At 55.7% G+C, this 25502-nt stretch carries 16 protein-coding genes; 2 read left to right on the forward strand and 14 right to left on the reverse strand.

What is annotated here, in order from left to right:
- Positions 1 to 78: 78 nt before the first annotated feature.
- The 6 genes from IEX75_RS16705 to IEX75_RS24355 all read right to left on the reverse strand — a co-directional run bounded on the left by IEX75_RS16705 (position 79) and on the right by IEX75_RS24355 (position 14435).
- On the reverse strand, positions 79 to 1353 hold the full coding sequence (locus IEX75_RS16705) for a glycosyltransferase (protein WP_188795855.1): 1275 nt from the start codon (positions 1351 to 1353) through the stop codon (positions 79 to 81).
- Positions 1354 to 1373: 20 nt separating this feature from the next.
- Positions 1374 to 1499 (reverse strand): hypothetical protein, encoded by a 126-nt coding sequence (locus IEX75_RS24350; protein ID WP_268236491.1) that lies wholly within the window; start codon positions 1497 to 1499, stop codon positions 1374 to 1376.
- Between the two features lie 38 nt (positions 1500 to 1537).
- The gene (locus IEX75_RS16710; RefSeq protein WP_188795856.1) at positions 1538 to 11104 is read right to left on the reverse strand and encodes a calcium-binding protein; all 9567 of its coding nucleotides are present in this window, start codon (positions 11102 to 11104) and stop codon (positions 1538 to 1540) included.
- A gap of 24 nt (positions 11105 to 11128) precedes the next feature.
- Entirely contained in the window at positions 11129 to 11857 is a 729-nt protein-coding gene (locus tag IEX75_RS16715; protein WP_188795859.1) for a hypothetical protein, read from the reverse strand.
- 850 nt (positions 11858 to 12707) lie between these two features.
- Positions 12708 to 13346: a hypothetical protein gene (locus tag IEX75_RS16720; protein ID WP_188795860.1), complete on the reverse strand. Its 639-nt coding sequence runs from the start codon at positions 13344 to 13346 to the stop codon at positions 12708 to 12710.
- A 960-nt stretch (positions 13347 to 14306) separates the two neighbouring features.
- Entirely contained in the window at positions 14307 to 14435 is a 129-nt protein-coding gene (locus IEX75_RS24355; RefSeq protein WP_268236492.1) for a hypothetical protein, read from the reverse strand.
- On the opposite strand from IEX75_RS24355, the gene IEX75_RS16725 reads away from it, so the two are divergent.
- Entirely contained in the window at positions 14434 to 16650 is a 2217-nt protein-coding gene (locus IEX75_RS16725) for a hypothetical protein (RefSeq protein WP_188795862.1), read from the forward strand. The genes IEX75_RS24355 and IEX75_RS16725 overlap by 2 nt on opposite strands.
- 88 nt (positions 16651 to 16738) lie before the next feature.
- Here IEX75_RS16725 and IEX75_RS16730 read toward each other — a convergent pair whose 3' ends face one another.
- From IEX75_RS16730 to IEX75_RS16740, 3 genes are read right to left on the reverse strand one after another with little or no spacing between them, the layout of a single operon-like run.
- Positions 16739 to 17443 carry an SDR family oxidoreductase gene (locus IEX75_RS16730; protein WP_188795864.1) on the reverse strand — a complete coding sequence of 235 codons (705 nt, stop codon included), beginning with the start codon at positions 17441 to 17443 and terminating at the stop codon, positions 16739 to 16741.
- A 31-nt stretch (positions 17444 to 17474) separates the two neighbouring features.
- Positions 17475 to 18476 carry an NADP-dependent oxidoreductase gene (locus tag IEX75_RS16735; protein ID WP_188795866.1) on the reverse strand — a complete coding sequence of 334 codons (1002 nt, stop codon included), beginning with the start codon at positions 18474 to 18476 and terminating at the stop codon, positions 17475 to 17477.
- A 22-nt stretch (positions 18477 to 18498) separates the two neighbouring features.
- Positions 18499 to 18732, reverse strand: a complete 234-nt coding sequence (locus IEX75_RS16740; RefSeq protein ID WP_188795868.1) for a hypothetical protein — start codon at positions 18730 to 18732, stop codon at positions 18499 to 18501.
- A gap of 39 nt (positions 18733 to 18771) precedes the next feature.
- Between IEX75_RS16740 and IEX75_RS16745 the strand changes: the two genes are divergently transcribed.
- Positions 18772 to 19305, forward strand: a complete 534-nt coding sequence (locus IEX75_RS16745) for a winged helix-turn-helix transcriptional regulator (protein ID WP_229720909.1) — start codon at positions 18772 to 18774, stop codon at positions 19303 to 19305.
- Between the two features lie 324 nt (positions 19306 to 19629).
- Here IEX75_RS16745 and tnpA read toward each other — a convergent pair whose 3' ends face one another.
- The 5 genes from tnpA to cheB all read right to left on the reverse strand — a co-directional run bounded on the left by tnpA (position 19630) and on the right by cheB (position 25469).
- Entirely contained in the window at positions 19630 to 20061 is a 432-nt protein-coding gene (tnpA, locus tag IEX75_RS16750; protein ID WP_188795870.1) for an IS200/IS605 family transposase, read from the reverse strand.
- 408 nt (positions 20062 to 20469) lie between these two features.
- A complete protein-coding gene (locus tag IEX75_RS16755; RefSeq protein ID WP_229720910.1) occupies positions 20470 to 21072 on the reverse strand; it encodes a helix-turn-helix domain-containing protein in 603 nt (200 codons plus the stop codon).
- 63 nt (positions 21073 to 21135) lie between these two features.
- Positions 21136 to 21852, reverse strand: a complete 717-nt coding sequence (locus tag IEX75_RS16760; RefSeq protein ID WP_188795875.1) for a transporter substrate-binding domain-containing protein — start codon at positions 21850 to 21852, stop codon at positions 21136 to 21138.
- Between the two features lie 240 nt (positions 21853 to 22092).
- The gene (locus IEX75_RS16765) at positions 22093 to 24405 is read right to left on the reverse strand and encodes a response regulator (protein ID WP_188795877.1); all 2313 of its coding nucleotides are present in this window, start codon (positions 24403 to 24405) and stop codon (positions 22093 to 22095) included.
- 20 nt (positions 24406 to 24425) lie between these two features.
- The gene (cheB, locus tag IEX75_RS16770) at positions 24426 to 25469 is read right to left on the reverse strand and encodes a chemotaxis-specific protein-glutamate methyltransferase CheB (protein ID WP_188795880.1); all 1044 of its coding nucleotides are present in this window, start codon (positions 25467 to 25469) and stop codon (positions 24426 to 24428) included.
- Between the last annotated feature and the right edge of the window lie 33 nt (positions 25470 to 25502).

Below are 25502 nucleotides of genomic sequence, written 5' to 3' on the forward strand. Positions count from 1 at the left end.
CTGCGACTGAGCAATGCTTCTGATGGTATTCACGCGTTTTCTCGGCGAGTTCATTCACCATGTCAATCTTCCTGGCCATTATTGCGCGACACTCGAGGAAAGGATGGCTGCTTCAAAGGCGGGATGCAGCAGAGCCAATTGCTGACTCAGGCAGCTCTTTCGCAGATCGAAACGTTTCGCCACCGTTTGTTGAGCAGCTTGGCGTAACAAGTCGAGCGAGCCACCTGCAAGACAAGCGCTAGACACCGTCTCTGCCAAATCTTGATGGGAAAAGAAATCGACGAGGTGGCCATTGATGCCATCTTCAATGACCTCCTGGACGGGAGCCGTTCTGGAAGCAACGACGACAGTTCCCATCGCCATGGCCTCCAGGATCGACCACGACAGCACGAATGGATAAGTCAGGTAGACGTGGACGCTGGAGACCTGAAGCACACGCAGATACTGGGCATAGGAAACGCGACCCAGGAAATGCACGTGTGACAGATCCAAACGCGCGCCTACTTCATTCAGCATCAGTTCGCGGTAAGTCCCGCCTTGAGCGGGCTTTTTGCTGTAAGAAACATCGTCGCCGCCCACCATCACGACGTGCGCATTCGGCACTGCTTTGAGGATAGCCGGCAACGCACGCATAAATACGTGGAACCCTCGATAGGGTTCGAGATTTCGGGCGACATAGGTGATGACCGGCGTGTGCCGATCCAGGCGCAGCAAGGATTGCGGTAACACAAGTTCGGCAGCCGGATCGGGATGTACAGCGTCGAGATCGATACCATCGTGGATCACCGAAATCGATCTGCGCAGCAGGTCCGGATAGCGTGATCGCTGCCAAACCGTGGGACTGATGCCCGCATCCGCATCAATCAGGCTGGCCAGCTGAGTCATGTTGTCGGTGCGAACCCGATAAGTATCCGTGACGTCGGCTTGAAATTCGGGATCGAAACCAATGTCCTGCCCTTCCCGATTGAAGTAGAACTCGCAGTAATTGATGACTCGCGCTTCAGGAAATACATCTCTCACGTGCAGCATATCACCCCATCCCGGATGACCGTAAATCACGTCCGGCCGAAAACCCGTGCTGCGCAGACTCTGCAAACACAACGCGACTGCGCGCCCTCTGCGCATGGCATTCGCCGTAGTCCACAACTCCGGCGGCAATTGGTTACCGGGTATATCGGTCATTTCATAGACGTGGAATCTCACTCCTGGCACGGCGCGCGGGAAGTGAGCGAGAACGCGACGCTTCTCGCCTATGACGACAACTTCAAACTCTTGGCTCTGCGCGCAATGAGCCAGAAGATGCTTGAACTGCCCGGGTGCATTCTGATGAATGAAGATGATTCGGCAAGGCATGTGTAACGAACGCCGTGAACTTAATTCGCAAGATGAATATCGCCGCCGTTACGGTAGTGACGCAGAGCTTTGACGCTGACGGCCTGGCGGACTCCAAGCGCGAGGCTTGCAAAGTCCACCAAATCCCCCTTGATCGGCAAATCCACGCGTTATTCCCCTGGGCGAGGAGTGACTCGATCGAACACTATGCCGCTACGTGTAGCATGAGTCCGTCCTCGACTTTGTGCGTGATTGATAGCGCTGCGTCTGCCGCCAAACTGGTGCCGCTGAAACTCGCCATGGCATGAATCAGCGGATTAACCTGGAAGGCCATCGCGTTCTCTGGAATCATCATTTGATGCGCCTCGCCGCCAATGCCTGAGCTGCCCGAGGATGCCGTCGCCACATCGGTGTTCGACGTGGTTGATGCACGATCCATGGGAGCCATGGCGGGCGTGGCAGATGGCGATGGTGACGGTGAAGATGCAAACAACTGATTGATCTGCGCCATCGTCACATAACTGCCGTCACTGAACACCAGCTCGCCTACGTCGGTCACTGGCGAACCATTGACGAAGTGATCCGGCAACGTGATCGAGCTGGCTTGGCCGTCGCTACCGTTCGAATTCGTCGCTGTGATGAGAAGCTCGCTGCCATCCGTCGAGAATTGCAGGTCTGAAACCGTGATACCTGAGCCGAACTGGATCGTATTGCTGGTCGCGCTGCCATTAGCCACGATGGTGTCCTGACCGAAGCCGGTGTTGAACAGATAGGTCTCTGCACCAGAGCCACCGTTCATCACGGTATTGCCCACGCCGCTTTCCAGCGTGTCCATGTTGGAACCACCCGTCAGCGTGTCATTGCCCGAGTTGGCCTCCAAAAGGTCGATGCCGTTGTCGCTGACCAGGGTGTTGTTCGACCCAGCCGTCAATACCGTGGTTGGTGTGGGTGATGGTGCCGGCGACGGCGACGCGAACAGCTGGTTGACCTGCGCCATTGTCACGTAGCTTCCGTCACTGAAGACCAGCTCGCCTACGTCATTGACCGGTGAGCCGCTGACGAAGTGATCAGGCAGCGTGATCGAGCTGGCCTGGCCATCACTACCGTTCGAATTCGTCGCCGTAATCACGAGCTCGCTGCCATCCGTGGAGAAGCTCAGATCCGATACCGTGATACCCGTGCCGAACTGGATCGTATTGGCGGTCGCGTTGTCGTTGGCAACGATGGTGTCTTGGCCGAAGCCTGTATTGAACAGGTACGTTTCCGTGCCGGAACCACCGTTCATCAGCGTGTTGCCGACGCCGCTTTCCAGCGTGTCCGTACCGGAACCCCCCGTCAGCGTGTCGTTGCCCGAGTTGGCTTGCAGAATATCTACGCCATTGGTGCTGACCAAGGTATTGCTTGGCCCTGCTGTGAGAACGGTAGGTGTAGGTGTAGGCGTTGGAGTGGGTGTCGGCGTTGGGGTCGGAGTTGGCGTAGGTGTAGGCGTTGGTGTTGGAGTCGGTGTAGGCGATGGCGCTGGAAAAAGCTGATTGACCTGTGCCATCGACAGCGAACTGCCGTCGTTAAAGACAAACTCACCCACATCAGTCACCGGACCGCTGCTGCCGAAATGGCCTGGCAGAGTGATCGAGCTGGCTTGGCCATCACTACCTTTCGAGTTCGAAACCGAGATAACGAGTTCGCTGCCATCCTCAGTAAAAGTCAGGTCCGACTCCGTGATACCAGGGCCGAACAAGATCGTGTTTTCAGTGGCAGCACTGTTGGCCACCAGGGTGTCCTGCCCAAAACCAACGGTGAACTCGAATATCTCGTTGCCCGTACCACCCACCAGCGACTCGTTAGCGCTATCGGCCACTAACGTATTGTTGCCGCTGCCGCCGGAGATGGATCCCCCATTTCCGGGTTGCGCAATCTCCATCTTGACGAGCTGGGCCGCGGTCAGCGTAGTGCCGTCCGCGAACTGCACTTCCTGTACGCCGGCTGTGGTGTCATTGGAAGCCTCATTATCCAGCGTGATCTGGTCCCCGTTGACGCCATCCGTCACGATCAGGTTGGTGCCCGAAGCGTCCGTAGTGACCTGCAAGTCCGACGCAGTAATCCCTGCTCCCAGCTCCAATACCGGCACCTGACCGCTTGTGTACTGCTCGTTGATTTCCAGATGGCCATAGCCCGCATTGAATACGAAGGTGTCGTTGCCGCCATTGCCTTCGGCTAGGTCATTGCCGCCCTTGCCATCTATGAGGTCCGCATTTGCTGTGCCGGTCAGAGTGTCGTTACCGGTCGTTCCGTTGACGAACTCACCAGCCATCTGACTCAGCTGCGCCGCAGTCAGGGTCGACCCGTTGGAGAACTCCACCTCCGCGACCCCATCGGAGCCGCTGTTCGACGCTTGATTATCCAAGGTGATCTTGTCACCACTGGTGCCGTCCATCAGATACAGATTGGTGCCGTCCGTCATAACCAACAAATTGGCTGCAGTGATTCCTGCCCCCAGTTGAAGTACCGGAGTTTGGCCACTCGAGTAACTCTCATTGATGGCCAGCTGTCCGTAGCCCTCATTGAACACGAACGTGTCGCTGCCACCGCCGCCGATGACGGAATCGTCACCGCCCTTGCCATCGATCAGATCGGCGCCGGTGGTGCCATAGATCGTGTCGTTGCCGCTCGTCCCGGTCATCTCCATCTGAAGCAGCTGAGCTGCCGTCAACGACGTACCATCGGAGAAAGTGACTTCAGCCACGCCTTGATCGACGTAGTTGAGGTTCATTTGATGGAGCAGTGTGATCTGGTCTCCGGTAACGCCGTCCGTAAGAATGAGGCTGTCGCCATCGTTGGACGTTACCCGGAGTGCCGATTCCGTGATGCCGGCGCCCAATTGCAAGACCGGTGTCTGACCCGTTGAATAACTTTCATTGATGACAAGTTGTCCATAACCGGCGTTGAAAACAAAGGTGTCGCTACCTCCATTACCAACGACAGAATCGTTTCCGCCTTTACCGTCGATCAGATCTGCCCCGGGCGTACCATAAATAGTGTCATTACCGGTCGTTCCAATCATTTCCATCTGAAGCAGCTGGGATGCCGTCAAGGTCGTGCCGTCGCTAAATTGCACGCCACTTACGCCCCAGGTGGTCCCCCAACCGGTAGCCTGCGCCATCATGTCCTTGATGGTGATCTGATCTCCGTTGATACCATCCGTCAAAACCAGATCAACACCATTGGATGTAACATGTAGCGCCGACGCCGTGATACCTGCACCTAATTGGATGATGGGGGCCTGGACAGGGTTGGATGCAGTAGCTTGCTGCGCATTGACGTATTGCTCCCATATGGTCAACTGACCATATCCGGCATTGAATACAAACGTATCATTGCCATCGCCAAGGTGATTGTTGTAATCGTCTACACCGCTACTCCATTCACTCCCAAAAACGGTGTCGTTGCCGCCCTTGCCGTCGATCAGGTTTGCGCCCAATGTTCCGTAGATCACGTCGCTACCTGACGTGCCAGCCATTTCCAGCTGCTCCAGTTGCGCCATCGTCATGCTGGTGCCATCGGCGAATTGAATGGTGCCGATACCATCACCATTATCCCAGGCACCTTTTAAGGTGATCTCATCGCCGCTGATGCCATCGGTGATGTAGATATCCCCGAACGCGTAACTCGGATAATACGCAGCCGACTCGGTTGTTACGTGCAGTGAGGACTCGGTGATGCCTGCGCCCAATTCGAGTACGGCATTACCGCTGTTTGTTTCAGTGATATTCAATTGGCGGTAGCCGGCATCGAACACGAAGGTGTCTTGGCCACCACCGCCTTCAACCGTGTCATTGCCGCCCTTGCCGTCGATCAATTCCGCATTAACGCCACCTACAATGAAATCATTGCCCGTCGTACCTATGTAACCAAGGGCAATCAATTGTGCCGCCGTTAACGTGGTTCCATCGGCAAATTGCACTTCGGCAACGCCGTAGCCACCATAAGCACCCTCTCCATCGAGGGTGATCTGATCGCCCGCAATACCATCCGTCAGGACCACATTATTGCCGACCGTCACCTTCAGATTGGCCAAGGTGATGCCGGCGCCGAGTTCGAGTACGGGCACTACGCCGGCGGGGAAGGTATCACGCGGCTCCAGTACATCACCGGGATCGTTGTTTTCATTGATGCTGAGCTGGCCATAGCCGGCGTTGAATACGAACGTGTCGCTGCCGCCGCCACCGTTTATGACGTCGTTTCCGCCCTTGCCGTCGAACAGTTCGGCATTCGAGCTGCCATACAGCGTGTCGTTGCCAGTCGTACCGGTCGTCGTCACACCCATCTGAATCAGCTGGCTTCTGGTCAAGGTGGTTCCGTCTGCCAGCTGCACTGTCGCAACACCAAACGTTGCGCTTCCCCACATGCTCTCCAAATCGATGGAGTCACCCGTGACCCCATCGGTCAGGAAGAGGTTGTCCCCGTCAGTCGTCACGTGCAGCTCAGATGCCGTGATACCCGCACCCAATTGAAGTACGGGTTGCTGGCCGCTCGTGTAGTTCTCATCGATAGTAAGTTGACCATAGCCTGCATCGAACACAAACGTGTCGTTGCCGCCCATGCCTACTTCGAGGTCATTGCCACCCTTACCATCGAACAGATCCGCTCCGGCTGTTCCATCCAGCGTGTCGTTGCCCGTGGTACCGATGATTTCCTTGGACATCTCGACCAGTTGGCTGGCGGTATACGTTGTTCCATCCGCCAACTTCACCATGGCAACACCATAGTCGCCAGACAAATTCTCGTTATCCAGTGTGATCTGATCCCCACTGATGCCATCGGTCAGCACCAGATTGTTTCCGCTCTGCGTGACCTTGATCGCAGGGGCAGTAATTCCAGCACCCAGCTCGAGCACCGGTGTCTGGCCGCTGCTATAAGTTTCATTAATTTCCAAACCACCGTAGCCGGCGTTGAACACGAAGGTGTCGCTACCGCCTCCGCCGATTTCCAGATCGTTACCACCTTTGCCATCGATCAAATCGGCGCCTGAAGTGCCATAGATCGTATCGTTGCCGGTGGTGCCGCCACTGATCTCCATCTGGACCAGCTGCGCCGGAGTCAAGATCGTGCCATCCGCCAATTCGACTTCGGCAACGCCGGACGTACTGCTGCTCCACATGCCATCCAGCTTGATCTGGTCACCGCTGGTGCCATCGGTCAGATAAATGTCCGTGCCATTGGTCGTGACATGCAGCGAAGAAGCCGTGATGCCCGAGCCAAGTTGAAGCACCGGAACCTGGCCACTCAGATAGCTTTCATTGATTTCGAGCTGACCATAACCCTGGTTGAAGACAAACGTGTCGCTGCCGCCGTTGCCGATCTCGAGATCATCGCCACCCTTGCCATCGAGAAGGTCCGCGCCCGTCGTGCCGACCAACGTATCGTTGCCGGTTGTGCCGGTCGTGAAATCTTTATAAATCTGAGCCGCCGTCAACGTCGTCCCGTCCGCGAACTGCACGAGCGCCACGCCATTGGTGCTGGAACTGAGCATGCCATCCAGCGTGATCTGATCACCGGCGACACCATCCGTGAGGACGACGTTGTAGCCGTTCGCCGAAATGTGCAGTGACGATGCGGTAATGCCGGCGCCAAGCAGCAGGACCGGTGTTTGCCCGCTGGCGTAGCTTTCGTTGATTTCCAGGTCGCCGTAGCCGGAATTGAATACGAAACTGTCGTTGCCGCCGTTACCCACTTCGATGTCATCGCCACCTTTACCGTCGAAATAGTTCGCGCTCGACGTGCCCACCAAACTGTCGTTACCCGTTGTTCCGTAAATGGCCCAGGCTTGCTGGATCACCTGCAGCTGGGACAAGCTGCTCCCATCGGCGAAATCGAGCGCCGCAATCTGATGCTGGCTTGTCTGGGTCGCGACGAAATTGGAAATGGCGATGGTCTCCCCCGTCGATGTCACGGTGATCAACGCATCATTCGTGGAGCTGTCGTAGATAAAGGAAAGATCGGAGGCGCTGATCCCTTCGCCGAACGTAATAGTGTCGTTGCCAGCTGCGGTGGTGTTTTCCGAGATCGTGTCTGATCCGTCAGCCAGGTTGTACACATAGGTTTCCGTTCCCGTGCCACCATTGATCACCGTGGTAACGGATCCACCCTCGATGGTGTCAGCGCCGCTACCTCCGTCAATCGTGTCAGGGGCGTCTCCACCGGTAAGCGTGTTGTTTCCCGATACCCCGACAATCAAGGTGTTGCCGTAACCCGCGGTGATGCTGTCATTCCCGTTGGAACCAACGAGCGTGTCGTTGTCCCCGGCACTTGGTGTCATGGACGCTTGCAGGAGCTGCGCCGCACCCCAGGTGGTGCCATCAGAGAACTGCAACGAAACATTGCCGCCGCTGGCGAAGTAACCCTGAAGCGTCAGCTGCATTGAACCGCCATCGGATAACACCAGGTCGCCGTTGACGTCGCGAGCCACAAGAGTCGATTCGTCCAACTCGCTACCGAGTTGAATCGTCGTACCTCCCGAACCCAATTGCACGGTGTCCGAGCCCGTGCTCGCGCCTGCCATGATGGTTGCCGCACCGTTACCTTCCGTAATGAGCGCGGTGCCACCACCATTGTCGGCATTGATCGTGTCGTTTCCGGCGCCCGTGCTAATCGTCGCCTCCCCGGCCGACAGCGAGACACTGGAATTGCCATCACCTGTTTCTATGGAATCGTAGGCTCCGCCGGCGATAATCGTATCGTTGCCGGTACCGCCATATACGCTGGCTGCGCCAGAGCCGGCATCGACATAGCTGGAACCGTTGCCCACGTAGATCTGGTCGACGCCTGATCCACCGTAAAGGTAATCATTACCCCCGGATCCATATATGACGTCTTGGCCGTCTCCACCATAAACGGTATCCGAGTCTGCGGCATCAAGCGTTGCCCAGCCGGAAACATCACCTGGCCCCATGTCGGCGTAAATGATTTCCGAGCCGCCTCCTCCGTAAATGACGTTTGCGCCAGCGCCACCTATCAGAATCTCGTCGGTCGTGCCACTGACCGTATCGGTCGGATTACCACCGATAATGGTGTCGTTACCGCTATTGCCAATCAGCACGTCGTGGCCGGTACCGCCGATCAGCAAACTTCCCGGAAGTGTCGTCGATCCGGGAGCGCCGGAGTCGTACGACGAGCCAAGCAGATTGAATGACGTCCCGTAGGTATCGTTGGTCTGGAATAGCGACAGGTCTACCTGCACGTTGGCTGGCGATGCCGACCAAGTGACCTCCGGCAAGGAACCAACGTCATAGTCGCCACCGCTGGCTCCTGTGACCGAGCTGTAGGCGTCTCCCCAAAAGGAAAGGCCCGCCATGAGGATGGATGTGGGATTGAAACTCGAGCCGGAGGTTCCATCGTTTTCGCTCGCCACGAGCGTGTCAGCCCCCGTACCACCGAAAATGACACTGTTCTGTCCACCTCCAACCAAATCGGCAGTGGCTCCGCCACCATCAATAAACGTCGTGGCCGTGGTATCCGAACCCAGTGCCCCACCTGTGATGGTCTCTGATCCGTTGCCGACGCCAATTAGATCCTGGTTGCCAGAACCTCCTAGAACTGTCGCGCTCAGGGCAGTCGCTGTTGGATCGGTGGCGTGGCTAAAGTAGTTACCCAGCAGAACATTGTTGTTGCCATTCCCCGCACTGATATAGCTTGCGTAGCCGTCACCCAGGATTTCATTACCAAAGTTATTTCCTGTGCTATTGGCGTCGTAGATAGCTGTGACTACGCCGGTCTTGGCGTTATTTTCATAGACATAGTGAGCATCACCGCCTGGCGTCGTGTCTCCGATCAGACCTTCGCTGTTCAACAGAGAGAGATTGCTGGAGCCTGCGACGGTAGGTCCAGTGGGTTCAGACCCCAAATTTATGCCGTCCTCGTCACTACCAGTGAAGCCATCAATTGTCAGCACCGTTGCTAAGGAAGACGAGCCCGATCCACTCGAATCAGCAGCATAGATTCGCTCTAACTGAGCCAGCGAAAGACGTGAACTGTTTTGCGAGGACGACCCGGAAGCGGAAGGTGCACCCGTAATAATTGTAAGATTCTTTGTCGCTGCATTTAGGTCAACCTGCCCGCTGCTACTGGGATCCAGAATGACGAGCGAATCAGTCGTTTGATCGAACCATTCACCTGGTGCGTACCATTGTGCAGTGATGGACAAATTCTGGGATGATCCTGAGCTCCCAGACAATATGAATAACTCAGGATTTCCTTTTCCAAGCTTTATCGTCTCGGTAGAACCGGCATAAACGTATGCAAAAAAATCGCTACTACTGTTCGAGGCATCCAACGTGTCCTGACCGTGGACAGTCGAATTGGCGTTGCCAAGCACAACTGTATCTTCACCGGATGCGTTGGTTTGCAGCGTAATCGAATCATTAGCCCCTCCGGCGACAATGTAATTACTTCCGGAGCTTGCCTTGATAATGTCCTGTCCTTTGGTTCCTCCAATCAACACGGCATCCGCGTTGCTATTGGATGCATCAAGAGTGTCCGATCCTTCCTGGGCGATCAGAAGGCTCGCATTGTATGAACCGGTTCCAAGCTGGTAATCGGACCGCTGCGTTACCGTCAAGGTATCACCGCCACTAAGCTCCGCAACCTGTACGTCTCTCGAATCGAAGGTATCACTCAGGATCGAACCGCCAACCTGAGGATTCAATGTGGTGTTCGTAAGGTAGTTGGAGACTAAAGTCTTCGCGGCAGGTTGCAATTCTTCCTGCAGCGTCTGCACGTCTAGAGCAGTCAATTGCGAGACATTTTCGCCTACTGCTAGTGGCTGCAACTGCCCCATCCACGTTCCAGCCGTTGTTACCTGGGACGAGTAACGATTCTCGTAAGCAAAAGCAAATTGCCGATTGGTCATTGCCCCGGTGCCAGAGGTACCGTTTGTGTTGGCGGACAGATCGGCATAGATCGCCAGCGATTCACTCAGAGGAGCTGTAATTGTTCCTCCAGCCCCGATGTCGCTATTGTTGTAGAGCCCAAACATCGTGCTCTCCATATCACGACGAGTGGCTACACCGTTTTGCCCCTGTGTGGGATCCGATACTGTTAACGCACCCAAGTTCGAGCCATAACGAATCTGAAACCATGCGTCCGCACGATTTGTGAAGCCACTTCCATCTGCTTTCTGCTTCAGATCCGGGACCAACTTTCCGGTCACCGGCAACAGCTTGCCGGCGTTGTTGAAGAAGAGGGAGAAGATTGCCAAACCCTCTTGACTCGTAAGCAAATCGCTAGAAATACCGTTGTCGGATAGGAACGTCTTAAATTTCGTTAAAAGTGAATCCGTCCCTTCGGACGTCTTGCCATTTACGCCTACTACAACCTTTTGATATAGATCCTCGACTTCAACAGAATTAAGAGTTATAGAACTTACACCACCATATGCGCTCGTCCATTGATTCAAGGCGCTTGTGAAACCAGCCTGATCTACGGTGACTACCTTCTTTCCATTTACGATGGTAGTCGTCGTCCAAGTCTTCGAAAAAACATTGGCGATTAGTCCAGCCTTTTCTGCAGCACTAACATTCGGCAGCTCATTAAAATAATCGGCCGCGAACTCTTGCAGATTGATGCCAATGCCTACAGTAGGGATGCCCTTTCCGTCGATATATGGAACATAGTTATATCCCTCAACCTTCACAAGCAGCGAGCCAACATCATCCGTGAAAGCTTGATCGTTGCTAATCCCGGATTGAGGAACGAGTGGAGTGAGATAGCTAGACATTTTTAAGCTCCGTGTCTGTCCGTGTCATTTTTCGATTCGGTACATACATTTCGTCGCGCCGCTTAGCGCCGCGTCAAACCGTTCACTTCCAGAGGAAAACCACAGATTGTTCAGCATGACGACGATTGCAGAATGCGATGGACCCTCAGGCTCCCATTTATAGGTGATACCGATCAAATACGGCTTACCTTTCCATAGCGTTAGCTCAGCGCCGCTCGTATCGCTATTGGTCGGGATCGCGACTTTCATATCCGGCCCTTCAAATGAGGCGTAATATGGGCTCGATATCGTATCTCGCAGCCTGGAACAGCGACGCAATTCCATGGAGACAAAGGTCAAGTCACGAACGTTCGCATGGGTGGGAGTAAGCGAGCTATTCTTCGTGGTCCACTCCCCCTCTACGGGGACTGAAGCAGTGTAAAAGCTCAAATTGTTCTCGGCCGATGCTTGTTGCGCGATGCGTTTGGCGTTTGCGTAATCAGGCTCGCGTGCCACTGAACGTGGCGCCCGGTTTGCACTGATCATTTTCACGTACATGTCGGACGCATCAGGAACTGACAATGGGCTCCACTGTGGGAATGAAAAACCATGCGCAGCTGCCGCCGAAAGTGTCGCCAACTTGAGATTACATAACTGATCATTGGACAGATTGACAATTCGACCTTCTTTAATCACGCCGAGAAGATCACCGCACAATTTCGGGTCTAAGTTGACTACTGGTGTAATGCTCGCCGCGCTGACAACCGTGCTCAAGATTGCACCAAGCACGCCTACCAACACTCGATATCGAAACTTAGTTGATGATCCTGCTAACGTTACGTTTGATATGGCAATCTCATTACGTATAATCGGGCTTGCTCTCAATACTTCAGTCGACAGCGTGGAAAACGAGCAATCCGCGCAGCATATCTTCTTCGATGACCCTGCCTTCATCGGCCACATTCCTCCTGTAATACGTGGAAATTATTTGCGAATCGCAGTGGTTGCGGCACATGTACGCCACTTTCAGCATCGCGCTCGACTTCCCTACGTAGCTAACGGACACGATGGGAATCATGAGGAGGCACGCGGCAGCCCTCGGCGAAATCGAGATAGAAAAGCATAAGAAAGCTCAGCGATTGCATCACCCAGACGCGCATCGCTACGGAAAAATTCGCCCGTCGATTCGGAGTTACGAAGCTGAAATGGGCGTTACGACCCATGGCCGTCCATATGAGCCCATGCTGCATTTTTTCCCGAGCGATTGCCGCCACGATCCATGGACGAAAAAGCATTCCCTACCCCTGTCCCTTTGCAGTGCGTCAAGGCTATCTCACAAACGTGAATTCTTTGTGAAAGTCCTCTGGGGTTTAGCCCCTCTGTAACCCAACATAGTTCGTCCAATCAGGCTAACCAACTGATAATGCGTGCATTTCATATTTACAGCATCGTCGAACAATACAAAGCTGTGTACGGAGCTAGAACCAAGTAACCTTCATGCACGGCTGCGGAGCAGCACTCCCACCGACTGATCGGGAGCAAGCCACGTCCCAGGCGCCATGGTATCCGTCCCTTACTAACCTATAGTGCGGAAATTCGCCGGGAGCTGGTGGTTTAAAGCTATCTATGGAATTGCCGGGCAAGCTTCCGCGCAGATTCTGGTCACTTTTCCACGGGCCAAATAAATTGACCTATTCATAAACTGACTTCCCGCTTCGGAAGTCTGAAGAGCATGTGGCACTGATGCGCGTATTTGCTTATAGGAGAAAAGCACGATTCGATCATAATTTTTTATGACGTCTTCAGGGCTTTTCCAAATACTGATCTTCTGGCGGTCACTTTCGCTATGAAACGGATATTGAAGCAGTGATGCGAAGGCACTTCGATCATTGTCAAGCATCGCCTTTCTCAGCTTGTAGGCTGTATCTTCATTTATTTCACGCTCCCTGTCGTTCTCCGGAACTGTATTACCCACTTCCTGTAGCAAGACCTTGAGCGGCTTACTCCCAGATGAAGACCGCCAACTACCAGTTAGAAAGCTACACGTATCCTTATTTTCCTTTTGATAATTTTCCTGACTCTCCCAATCAGGACGAGGATGAAAAAAACTGAGAGTGAAGTGACCTGTTACCTGGTCTTTTTCGTCCCTCTCGTCGAGGTCTACTCCGGTAAATCTTGACTGCATGCCTCCTGTTAAGGACAACATTTTGGGCTGATCGCTATAACCGTAGGCCCCATCAAAGCGACCGGTCGAGCTATCCAAGTGAAGCATCATTCGAATTGGATGGTCACCGAGCGTACCTTCATATACCAATCGATAGCTAGGATTCGACGCAAGCCGTGACCATTTTAAACAAGCCGCGCTTATTGGTGTGACACAGAGCAATAGCAGAGGAATTAGCAGAAAATTTTGCAGTTTAGTCCGAGCTATTCTTCCCGGCGAATTTGCCATGGCATTCACTCTTAAGCATGTTAGATGGTCGTCCAAGGATAGACGGACAAGCGGCAGAAATTTCTGCCGCACTACACCTTGCTGCAACCGCCTGGAGCAGGTCTTCGCCAGACGCCAAGACTGCAAACTATACGGGCTGTTTGGTGGTTGCTCGCCTTCTGCGTAAGCGACTGGCCCGCGTGCTGATCAGGGGCTGCTAGCCTCAAGCATCAGGCGGGCGCTGCCGCAGCCCTTAATGGGTTTCGTGATTCACGACCACCAACGGCGCAATCGTTTAACTTGTGACCTGCTCCTTCTCGCCGGGCTTGCGTTTGCCGCCACGCAGTGATGACATTCGCCGGGGATCTTTCCGTCCTCCGTGATACACCAGACGCTTTGGCGATCAGCGTATCACCTGGGACGAGAAACGGTTTTTGCCAGGGGTTCCAATTAGGCAATCTTGGTCGACGGGCAGCAATTCCCCGTTATTGGCTTTGGTATGGCACGTGCTATTCCATCGTGATGTCACGAAATCGGTGCAAGTAAAAACAAAGCTTCGGGCCAGAAGCACTTGAATCGCAATGCTTTGCGGATTGCCTCAACGTTATAGACCGTTGCACGTTTGGAGCAGCCTCTACGCCTTGCCTGGGTGGGGCCTGTCGTTCGGCAACAACGTGATGGGGGTTTTGTAGTGGCGACTGCTCGAGGCAAATAACCCATCAGGGGCATCGCGCTGATGCTCCGTGCCTTCGTTCGTCACTCTGTACAAACCAGACATTCTCCGAAAATCGATCAGGAGGGGCTCATGTTTACCGCAATCATGTTTGCCTTGGGTGCACCACGTTGCTTTTCACCGCAACGCTCAACATCTAAATTTTTCGCTGTTGGAATGTTTTTCCTGTTGGTGGTCATGTTGTCCATGATCATTCCAGCCGATGCCTGGGCGGCGAATCCGCCGGCTGGACCTTATCAACAGTCATGCCGGAATGCGTCGATGTCCGGCGCCACGCTGGTGGCATCCTGCCCGGACTATTTCGGCAACTTCAGAAACACGGCGTTGCCGGATGCCGCGCAATGCCCGGTCAAATTCACGTCCGCCACGGGGCAGGTTTTCCCGCGCTCGATCCGGAATGTAGACGGAGCCTTGCGTTGCGTTATCACCTTCACGCCGGGGACCGGCGACAAGGCGCCCGGATTCGATTTCATTTCCCTGCTTTCGGATACCACGGTAGACGGGCAGAACGTAAAAGTGTGGCGGATTGATCGGCCCAACGTCTGGTCGACGGCAAAACCAAATGGCGAGGTCGACTATCCCATCATCCGTTTCCAGGCCGGCGACCGGCTCAAGTTCAACGCCGGCGGCTGTGTTCAGACGGGTGGCTCCGGAAGCACCTGGAAGCTGTACCTCAATCCGCAGGGAGACAATGCTCCCCAGTATTACGCGGGCACCGCTTTCATCAAGAACATCACCGCCGGCGCCTTTGTAAGAATCGAAGGACTGGTGACCCAGCAGAACAACTTGATGTCGCAGCAAGGGAATCTTCTGCCGCCGTTTCGCGGAACCCTGGGACCCTTGCCCAAGGATCCTCAAGCAAATGCCGACTACATCCTCCGCCTCGGCTACCAGGACGACAACATCGGCGACAACAGCTATTTTGCCCACGACGATGGCACCGGCAATCAATGCCAGAACGTAGGCCCGGCCTTCGTGGAGGTAACTGTGATTTCAGGGCCGCCTGTTTCCGGCGCCCTGCTCTCTCCTCATTCCAAACCCTTCGACCTGGTTTGGGACATGAACAACGATGAGGATGAAAACGGTTTGCCGCTGAACCCGCAGTGGAATTTTGCCCTCGAGAACAACGGCGCGCAGCCGCACTTCAAGCAGCTATGCGGAGCAGCTTTCCCTTCCGTCTTCGGATGGAACTATCCCATCAACTTCACCACGCTTGAGCAAATCTGCACCTCCATGCCGGTGAGTTTCGATCTGGATCCCAAAGGCGCCGAATGCGGTGGCGATCCATTTCCTGGCCACATGAATTTCGCCATAGCCACCTACCAAGGCCAGGTCACCTGGAGCGAATGGTCCGGGCTGTGGCCGAACGACAACGACTGGAACTTCAACCTGGTGCCGCCCAACGGTGCCGGGCTGGCGGGAACCGGCGACGCGCCAGGATCAGCCGAAGCCATCGGCATGGAGTTCGATTACGGGGACACCGATCTGGGCATGCCATTCTGGAATTCGCTTTTGTTTCCCCCGTTCGTAGGTCAGCCGTCGCCGGCGATCCAGTCCGCATTCGCCGGGCCGAATGATGACGGGTTGCAAGGCGTGGTGATCGGCGAGGTCGGGCTTGATGGTGTACATGGCGGATATAGCGAACTGCATCCGGTCTTTGCCATGGCGGTGTTGCTGAGTCAGACGTCAGTGCCTGGACAGCCTGAAAACGTGATCCAAAACTGGGCATTCTTTCTGCGCAATTTTGGCGATGAAGGCGGTTGCAGTGCGCAAACCTGGCACTGGGCAAGCCCGACCGGCGACTTCTTCGTGCCTTTGGGATGGCCCGATGGCGCCACCGACGTCGGCGTGACCTCGACCGACGTCACGTCATGGCAAACACCCGCCTCGCCGGTAAACATCGAGAAGGATCCCGATCGGCGCTTTACCCTGATTCACGTACACGCCCCGGCTCAACTCGACGAGTTCGGTGCCGGCGGCACCATCACCCTGCAATACAGGATTCCGGGAGGCATGAAGAAAGCGCCTCCCGCACACAAGGCACCCGATGCCAAAGAATCCGAAACGGAGATCAAAGACCTGAGCCTGAGGATTGCCGATCCCGCCACGCGGGCAAAATTTGCTGCAGCCATGCAGGCGCTGGGACCGAAACCTGTGCCGCGCTCGGCGGACAAGATCGCCGTCAACGTGTCGACCACGGTGACCGTGCGCAAACATGTTCCAGGCGCCGCGAGCCACGGCAAGTTGACCCCGGCTCACGCCACAACCAACGAAGCCAAACTGCAGCGCAATATAGCCATCTTCAAGTTGATGCAAACCTACGCCAAGGACTTGAAGCTGGATGTCCCCGCACAATTACCTGCAGCACTTACGCCGGCAGGCGCGAAGCCGATTACCCCATAAACAAACCATGCGAAGCGGCGGCCAAGGCCGCCGCTTCCTGGCTGATCGCGTTGCGCAAGATGACGAGCTTGGCGCTTGAGTGCCGAAATCAGGAGACTTGCGGTAGATAGCTGGGCCTGTCGGCCGTCATACCCCGTTTGACTTGCAAGGTGCGCTCATCACCCAGCACCTCATCAAGGCCTGCTTCCAGTCCATCAAGCGCACGCTTGACGATCTCCTCAGGACTGGACTTGGAGACATCGAATCCACGCGTGAGGTCGGTATCGACATAACCCATATGCAATGCCAACACTTGCGTCTTCTGCGGCATCAATTCGTTGCGCAAGGCATTGGTGAGTGACCAAGCGGCGGATTTGCTGGCCGAATAGGCTGCCAGTTCGCCACCGTTGACCCATGAGACAACCGACAACACGTTGAGCAGTGCGCCACCACCGTTGGCCTTGAGAATCGGCGCAAACGCCTTGCTCATGCGCAATACGCCATAAAAGTTGGTCTCGAAGATGCGTCGTGCGACGTCTTCGCTGTCCGGCGCGAAAAAACCTCCCGGCTGGGCAATGCCCGCGTTGTTGATCACGAGTGTCACATCCGGTGCTAACACTGCGGCAGCCGCCACGTCGTCTGCTTTAGTGACATCGAGTCGCAGGGGCTGAACGCCGGATTGAGTGACGGTGGCGGGATCGCGTGCGCCAGCGTAGATCTTGCGGGCTCCGCGAGCCAGCAACTCGCGGGTGAAGGCCAGACCGATGCCTCGATTGGCGCCGGTGACGAGCGCAACAGCATTTTCAATCTTCATGGAAATCTCCAAAGTTTTAGGTGGATTAGGCTCATTTGATCTTGACGACGACCTTGCCCTTCGCACGACCTTTTTCGACGTAGGCCAAGGCCTCGTTGGTCGATTCGAATGGAAAGACCCGATCCATCACGGGTCGGATGGCCCCAGCCTCGATGAGCCGGGTGATTTCGCGCAGTTGCTGCCCATTGGCTCGCATGAAAAGGAATGCATACCTCAGACCACGATGGGTCGCCTCTTTCCTCACTCCGGAACTCAGCAAACGGACGATGAGGCTGACAAACCACGGCGCTCCGATTCCTTTTACGAATGCGGGATCAGGCGGACCGGAAATCGAGAGCAGTGTTCCTCCCGACTTCAACACGCGCAGAGATTTCTTCAGCGCTGTCGCGTCCTGGCTGTGCAGGACTACATCGTAGTTCTGCAGCATTTTTTCGAAATCGTCTTTCTTGTAGTCGATGACGACATCCGCGCCGAGACCTTTCACCAAGTCGATATTGGCAGTGCTTGTGGTGGTCGCCACGGTCGCCCCGACATGCTTTGCCAACTGGATGGCGAAGGTGCCAACGCCACCTGATCCCGCCTGGATAAAGACCTTCTGCCCCTTCTTCAGCTGGGCGCTTTCAATCAGGGCCTGCCAGGCCGTCAAGCCGACCAATGGAATCGATGCTGCTTCTTCCATGGTGAGGTTGTTGGGTTTAAGTGCAACATCGTTTTCATTCACCGCGATGCATTGCGCGAAGGTGCCGACGCGTTGGTCACGCGGCCGCGCATAGACTTCGTCGCCGACTTTGAAGTGCCGAACTCGCGATCCAACATGAGTCACGATGCCTGCCACGTCATGGCCTAACACCAGCGGCATGCGGTAAGGCAGGATCAGCTTGAACTCGCCGCTTTTGATTTTGGAATCCAGCAGGTTGATACCTGCGGCGTGGATGTCGATCAACACATCATCATCCCGAAGCACGGGCTCGGGCACGTCGCCAAGCCGCATCGGTTCTTTCTTGCCGTATCGATCAATAACGAATGCTTTCATGATCCTTGTTTCTCTCGTAGATCTATCGCGCAGGGGGAGCTTGTTTATGGTTTGAGCTGCAGGTCTTTTCGAACCCCCGCATCCAATACAACTGCGGGTGCAAATCGGCGTCGCTGGTGACATCGAGGGGCAGCATCTCGAACAACCGTTTCCCACTCGGGGTAAGCCGTCTAGTGGTGCCGAAGGCTGTGTAGCCAGCCTTGGCGAGCCGGTTGGCAATGGCTTCCCCAATACCTGAAGATGCCCCCGTGATCATGGCAACACCCACACTTTTTCACCCATGATTCAATGCCTTATGCGAGTAGGACAGACTGAAACCGATAGTTACTATCGATTTGAAATCGACTATACTATCGATTCGAAAGTAAGTCACTATCGAATTGATATGAACGATGAGTCTATCTGTAATGAGCCCTGCCCCATCGCGCGCAGCCTGGCTTTCGCGGGCGATGCCTGGTGTCTTTTGATCCTGCGGGACGCCCATGCCGGCCTTACGCGCTTTGATCAGTTCCGCAAAAGTCTTGGCATCGCACCGACGATCCTGACCCGGCGACTGGCAACGCTGACCGAGGAGGGATTGCTGGAGAAATATCGCTACTCGGAACACCCGCCGCGTGAGGAATATCTACTGACGCCTGCTGGCCGGGATTTCCTGCCAGTGCTCTTCACCATCGGCGCATGGGGCCGCCAACATCGTGGCGGCGGCAAACTGACACGCTTCCTGGATGCGGAAACAGGAACGGAAATCAAAGCGGTGGCTATCGATGAAGTCACCGGCGCAAAGATCGGGACTCGCCCGATACGCGTGGTTACGCCGGATGAAAGCTGATGGCGCAACGACATACTGATTAATTTCGAATGCCGTATTGAACATCGAGGCTGATGTTTCCCCGCATTTTTTCCGGCACTCCAGCGAGAACCCAAGTTCACGTAAATACTGTTTCAGAGCGAGGCGTCATTGACCAGCTTCGCTGTTGTAAAGCGCCTCGGCGAAGGCCGGAATCCATACTCCGCACTCGCCATGGATTCCGGCCTTCGCCGGAGTAAGTATCCCCCGGCAAAGCCGGGGGCTTTAACGTTGTGAGCCGCTTAAAGCGGCTTTATGGGGTCGCTAACGCGGCCCCACCTCTTAGCGCCACCTATCGGTGGCTCCTCAATCCAACAGATTCAATTGGTCCAAACGGCGATCTTCCTGCTCGTGCTCGCGAATGTACTCTCGTATCAACCCTTCGTCCCTGCCCACCGTCGATACGAAATAGCCCCGCGCCCAAAATTTCTGACCCGCGTAGTTCCGCTTCCGCTCTCCGTATACCCGTGCAATATGCACCGCGCTCTTCCCCTTGATATACCCCACCACCTGCGACACCGAATACTTCGGTGGGATCGATATCAACATATGCACGTGGTCCCTGGCGATGTGTCCTTCCTCGATTTGGCTCTCCTTGTAATGCGCCAACCGTCGCAATACCTCCGGCAAGTGCTTCCTTAATCCCTTGTAGATCGCCTTCTTTCGATACTTCGGGATAAATACCACGTGGTATTTGCACTCCCATTTCGTGTGACTTAGGCTCTCGGCTTCGTCCATCGCGACTCTCCTCTCGTGTGCTTGGCGGCTCACGTCTGGCGTTTTCGCGATGGACTCCCCTAAATGTCAAACTGGTCCAGCCACCCCGGCAATGCCGGGGGTTTCTTGTTTCACAATGACGAGCAAAAGCGTCCGGCGTTGCTGCAATTATCTTTTTGATCTACCGATGGTCTTTGGCAGGAAAATGTGGAGATACCTCAGACACCGAGGTAGTTATGCCTTGGTTCTTTCTTCAAAATGCCAAACGGCTCGACGAGTTCAGTCATGGCAAATGGACCACTACAGCGATTGATGCTCGGATTCCGGGCATTACCTGTCGATGACTCGCCCTAATGCGCAGACTCGACGGTAACCGCTACGACTTGCCGGGCGTAGGCGTCGCGTACATGTCCAGCGTCAGGGCGCAGATCACAGTTGGCGCGAAATGACTACGTAGTACCCGCAAGGCTCATCGGTGGCGTTGATCAGCCCGTGCTCGACATCGGCAATAAAGAAAAGCGAGTCGCCGGGTCCCAAGTGAATCTTGCTGTCCTTGAACTCGAGAATCAGCTGGCCGAGGGTCACGACCAGCTGCTTTTCGGTGCCCGCCGGAAAAGGTGGCAGCATGCCGGTGGAAACGCCTGCCGGAAGGTAGTGATAAACCACCTCGACGCGGCCGTTTCCTTTGGCGGGTGAAACGAGGTGACGTTCAAAGCCTGTTTCGGAATCTCGAAAGATGGGGCGGTCGGCACGGCGCAGGATGACTGTTGTGCCGTCTGTCGCCTGGTCACCGGTCAGTTCGGTCAATGATGTCTGCAAGCTTCGAGCAATGCGCGACGCAATGCCGATCGTCGGGCTCTTTTCGCCACGCTCCACTTTGGAAAGCATCGCGCGGCTGACACCAGAACTTTGAGCAAGCTGCTCCAGCGTCATATCGGCGGCGTCACGCAAAGCACGAACGCGAGCTCCAAAGGTGCGGGAAAGTTCATCGCCACGGTCTGGCGTATGCGCAGTTTTGATTGGCTTGGACACATGCATCCATGATCGGCGGCTTCAAATCATTCTACGACGATGCATCCAGCGAGAACGGCGTGGTCACCTGGTCAATACGGGATCAATCTCGTCGTTTGTAAATCCGTATGTCGCCATGCGCTGCCGGTGATCGGCCGAACCCAGATAACGGTGCAGTTCGGCGTTGACTGCATCGCGAAGGACGGTGTTGTTTTTGCTGAAAGAGAACGCACCCAGCGGCGCGCTTGCTCCGGCAACGTTCGCCACGGCGGCGACACGGTCGTGACCCACCCGATCGGCGATGGCTCGATTGCCCAAGGCAGTGGCCGCATACGCATCAATGCGACCCACCAACAAAGCCTCGATCGCTTCGTCCTGTCGCGCAAACGGGAAGATCTGCGTGTCACGCACACCGGCTTCGAGCGCGGACGCTTGCTGCACGGTGCCAGGTATCACACCCAGACGGGCATCCTCACGCCGCGCAACGGCGGCGTAGCTGTCCAATCCCTTCGGATTGTCTGCTGCAACCACAAATCCGTCGCCCGCGGCCCACACCGGCGCACTGAAGTCCACCGTCTCGCTGCGTTCAGTGGTGATGAAGATCGGAACATTCATGTTCCAGCGGCCGCCGGCCGCACCAGGCAGCAACTCCTCGAACGTGACCCGCTGGCAGTGGATCTGGGTGTAGCCGATGGCGCGCAACACCACCTCGGCCAGCTCTACATCCGCACCGGTAGGCAAGCCATCGTGGCCGGTCCAGCCAAATGGCGGCTCCTCGATGTAGGCGATCGTGATCTTCATGGTTCGCGGCCTCGCGACCTGCAGTGGAAAGAAGAGAGGGGTGGATTATTATCTTCTATAGGAGAATATTCAAGAGACCAAGACAGACACTTCCAAGCGAGGCAGCGATTTCATGCGGTATAAATCACCCTGCCCTTGTAAAAGGGTTTCGCGGGCGCGACGGAAATCTGCGAAAGTAGAAATTCCCTCATGCCCTGCAGCCAAACAAGGCAGTAGGTTCGATCGCCACTCGACTGCCGCTCAAAGCTCCCCGGTGACGGGCATGGCGCTGTGATGCTCAGGCAAGATCAGCTTGAAGGTTGAGCCGCGCCCGTATTCGCTTTCGAAGGAAATGCTTCCGTTCTGCATGACGGCAAGGCGCTTGGAAAGATAAAGCCCCAAGCCGGTTCCCTCGATGGGGTGTTCTGATGCCTGGTCGATCTGCGAAAAAGCCTGGAACAAGGCATCCTGGTCTTCGGGTCGAATGCCGCAGCCGGTGTCAGCCACGCGTATCTCGCAGCAATAGAGGCCGTCGACCATGGTGCGCTCGGCTTCGAAGGAAATCCTGCCACCTTGATCCGTAAACTTTATGGCGTTGTTGCCAAGATTGATCAGGATCTGGCTGAGTGCGCGCCGATCGGCATAGACGTCCAAATCGGCAGCCGGCAAATGGAGTTCAAGCGAGATGTTCTTCCGCTTGACCAGTGGCTGCAGCAAAGTCGCCACCTCTTCGATGACTTCCTTGCAGGGAAGATATCGCATGTTCAACCCTGTACGTCCGGCTTCGATCTTGGCCAGGTCAAGCAGGTCGTTGACCAGCGACAGCAAGTGCCGGCCACTGGACTCAACGGTTTGCAGCTGACTTTCCTGCTCCTGGTTCAGCTCGCCGGGCAATCGCGTCAGCAGACAGCCGGTATAGCCGAGGATGGCGTTGAGTGGCGTGCGCAACTCATGCGACATGGAGGCCAGGAAACGATCCTTGGCTTCGGATGTGGCGCGCAACTCGATATTCTTCTCGCGCAGCCGGCGCTCGTTTTCCTCATTCTGGAAGTGGCTCATCGCGAAAGAAATATCGCTGGCGATTTCGATCAGCAGCTGTTGCTCGTCCGTATCGAAGACATCCTGTTCGGATGCATAAAAGCCCAATACGCCCACCAGCTTGCCCTGTATCACCAAAGGAAACATGGCTGAAGAACGATAGCCCCGCTTGCGTGCCTCTCCACCCAATGGCTGCAGACGATCGTCTTCAACCATGCTGTTGCATATCACCGGTCGATGTTGCAGAAGCGGATGAACGACCCATGCATCTTGCACGTCTTCCTCGTTGGCATCCTTCAGCCTGAGCGTGAATGGATACGTATCATCGTGGCCTCGGCAGGCAACGGGTGTCACCACCTGGTTTTCTTCATCGGCCAGGCCAACCCATGCAAAGGCGAACTTTCCAAGCTTCACGGCAATACGGCAGGTTTCCTCAAAAAGCTGTCCACGCTCCTGCACGCGCACGATGACCGTATTGATGCCGCTGAGCACGGCGTAGAGCCGGTTGAGGCGGGCTATCTTTGCCTCATAGATCTTGCGTTCCGTCACGTCGCGAATGGCGACCGCAACCAGGGTGCCGCCGTCTGCCTCCATCGGGCTGAGGCTGATGTCCACGGGGAATGTGGTCTTGTCCCTGCGCACACCGGTCAGGGCAACGGCGCGCGAACCCACGGTTCCCAGCGTCATCTTCTGGTCCAGATCCAGATGCGCTTCATCAAGGAGGTGCGGCAAGAGCCTGTCGGCACGTTCGCCGATAAGCTCGTCCCTGCGATAGTCAAACACCTCCTCGGCCTGGCGATTGGCGAGTGCGATTGTGCCGTTCCCATCCATGATCAGAACGGCATCGGGGGCGTATTCGAAAAGATTATGGAACTTCAGTTCCACCCGTTTGCGCTCGGCCACTTCCGCCGTCAACGAAGCGGTACGCTCGTCTACCAGTTGTTCCAGATGAAGGTTCAGCTCGGATAGTTCGCGCTCGCGCTCTTTCAGTTTCGCGGCAAGATGCACTGCCTCCTCGTAAACCGATATCAGCAGATCGACGATTTGCTGCCGCTCGGCCGTAATGAAATGCTTTTCCCCGCCGAGATAGATTTCCACCCCCATGCTTATTTTCTGATTCCGACGCAACTCATTGGTCATCAGCAAATAATCGACCCGCGCAAGCAGGTAATCATCCTCGTATGGCTTGCGTATGAAATTGTCGGCGCCGCATTTCAATCCCTGCATGATGTCCGAGACATCCGAGAGCGAAGTAAGCAGGATCACCGGAACGTCATGCAGGTGCACATCGTGTTTGATTTCGCTGCATAGTTCGAAACCGGTCATCTCCGGCATCATCACGTCGCTGATGATCAGTGCGGGTTTGTGCTGCCTTGCTGCATCCAGCGCCTGGCGGCCATTCGGCGCCAACGTCACCGCATAGCCATGCTCATCCAGCAGATAACGCACGCGTTCGGCCTGGGTCGAACTGTCTTCGGCAACCAGAATCTCGATGTCGCGATTTTTTTCTTTGATCTTGCTGAATTCGCGTTTCATGATTCACCCTCCCCTGTGGCTTATGAGCGTCGATGCGCGGCTGCTATGACCATCTCCGCAATCTTGTCCAGCGGCAGCACATGCATCGCGGCATGCAGCCGAATGGCTTCACCAGGCATGCCGTGCACGACCGAGCTGGCCTCGTCCTGTGCAAACGTGATGGCACCCTTCTCTCTCAGCAACTGCAGTGCCTGGGCGCCATCGCGCCCCATGCCGCTCAGCAAGCCGGCAATAACCTCGCCGCCGTAAACCTCGGCAACGGAACGGAATAGATAGGATGCCGAGGGGCGCGAGCCGCTCTCGGGCGGGTCCGTCGTCAACACGATGATGTCGCCGTACGACACTTTCATTTGAAAGCCATCCGGCGCCACGTAAACATGCCCGGGTTTCATCACCTCATGGTTGCGGGCCACCTGGATCGGAAGCTTGATGGCCGGCCTCAGCCATTCGACGAATCCTTCGGTAAAGCTGGCCGTCATGTGCTGCACGATCAGCACCGGCAGCGGAAATTCTTTTGACAGACGACCAAGCACGGTTTGAATCGCCGGTGGGCCGCCGGTAGAAGCGCCAATGGCCACCACCCGGATTCTTGCTGGCGCCGATGGGGCAATCGTTTCTGGCAGTGCGCCCGTCTTGTTATTCGTACGCGGCCAACGGCGTACCAGTTTGATTTCCGACATCAGCTTCACGGCCTGCACCAATTCCTTTGCCGTGCTTGCGTGGTGCGGATGACCCATGCCCTTCGGCGTTGCCATCACGGTCAACGCACCCGCTTCGATGGCCTTGAACGTTGCCGCCAACTCCTTCGCATCGTGGCTGCCCGAGACGATGACAATGGGCGTTGGCATTGTTTCCATGATCCGGCGTGTGGCTTCCAGTCCATCCATCTTCGGCATGTGGAGGTCCATCGTGATGACATCGGGCCTATAACGGCGCACCGCATCCAGTGCTTCCTCCCCATCTCGCGCAGTGCCGACGATGTCTAGATCGGGATCCGAACCCAGCACGTAAACCAGAAAATCGCGCACCACGGACGAGTCTTCCACGACAAGAACCTTGATCACGCGCGTTTCCTCCTGGAAGCCTTTGGAGAAAGC

Origin of the sequence: Dyella nitratireducens (assembly GCF_014642835.1) — a bacterium.
Classification (GTDB): domain Bacteria; phylum Pseudomonadota; class Gammaproteobacteria; order Xanthomonadales; family Rhodanobacteraceae; genus Dyella_B; species Dyella_B nitratireducens.

Excerpts from the sequence above, each read along its gene's own strand:
- IEX75_RS16705 (WP_188795855.1), bottom strand. The coding sequence starts at position 1,353 with ATGCCTTGCCGAATCATCTTCATTCATCAGAATGCACCCGGGCAGTTC.
- IEX75_RS16710 (WP_188795856.1), bottom strand. The coding sequence starts at position 11,104 with ATGTCTAGCTATCTCACTCCACTCGTTCCTCAATCCGGGATTAGCAAC.
- IEX75_RS16725 (WP_188795862.1), top strand. The coding sequence starts at position 14,434 with ATGATCATTCCAGCCGATGCCTGGGCGGCGAATCCGCCGGCTGGACCT.
- IEX75_RS24355 (WP_268236492.1), bottom strand. The coding sequence starts at position 14,435 with ATGGACAACATGACCACCAACAGGAAAAACATTCCAACAGCGAAAAAT.
- IEX75_RS16730 (WP_188795864.1), bottom strand. The coding sequence starts at position 17,443 with ATGAAGATTGAAAATGCTGTTGCGCTCGTCACCGGCGCCAATCGAGGC.
- IEX75_RS16735 (WP_188795866.1), bottom strand. The coding sequence starts at position 18,476 with ATGAAAGCATTCGTTATTGATCGATACGGCAAGAAAGAACCGATGCGG.
- IEX75_RS16740 (WP_188795868.1), bottom strand. The coding sequence starts at position 18,732 with ATGATCACGGGGGCATCTTCAGGTATTGGGGAAGCCATTGCCAACCGG.
- IEX75_RS16745 (WP_229720909.1), top strand. The coding sequence starts at position 18,772 with ATGCGAGTAGGACAGACTGAAACCGATAGTTACTATCGATTTGAAATC.
- tnpA (WP_188795870.1), bottom strand. The coding sequence starts at position 20,061 with ATGGACGAAGCCGAGAGCCTAAGTCACACGAAATGGGAGTGCAAATAC.
- IEX75_RS16760 (WP_188795875.1), bottom strand. The coding sequence starts at position 21,852 with ATGAAGATCACGATCGCCTACATCGAGGAGCCGCCATTTGGCTGGACC.
- IEX75_RS16765 (WP_188795877.1), bottom strand. The coding sequence starts at position 24,405 with ATGAAACGCGAATTCAGCAAGATCAAAGAAAAAAATCGCGACATCGAG.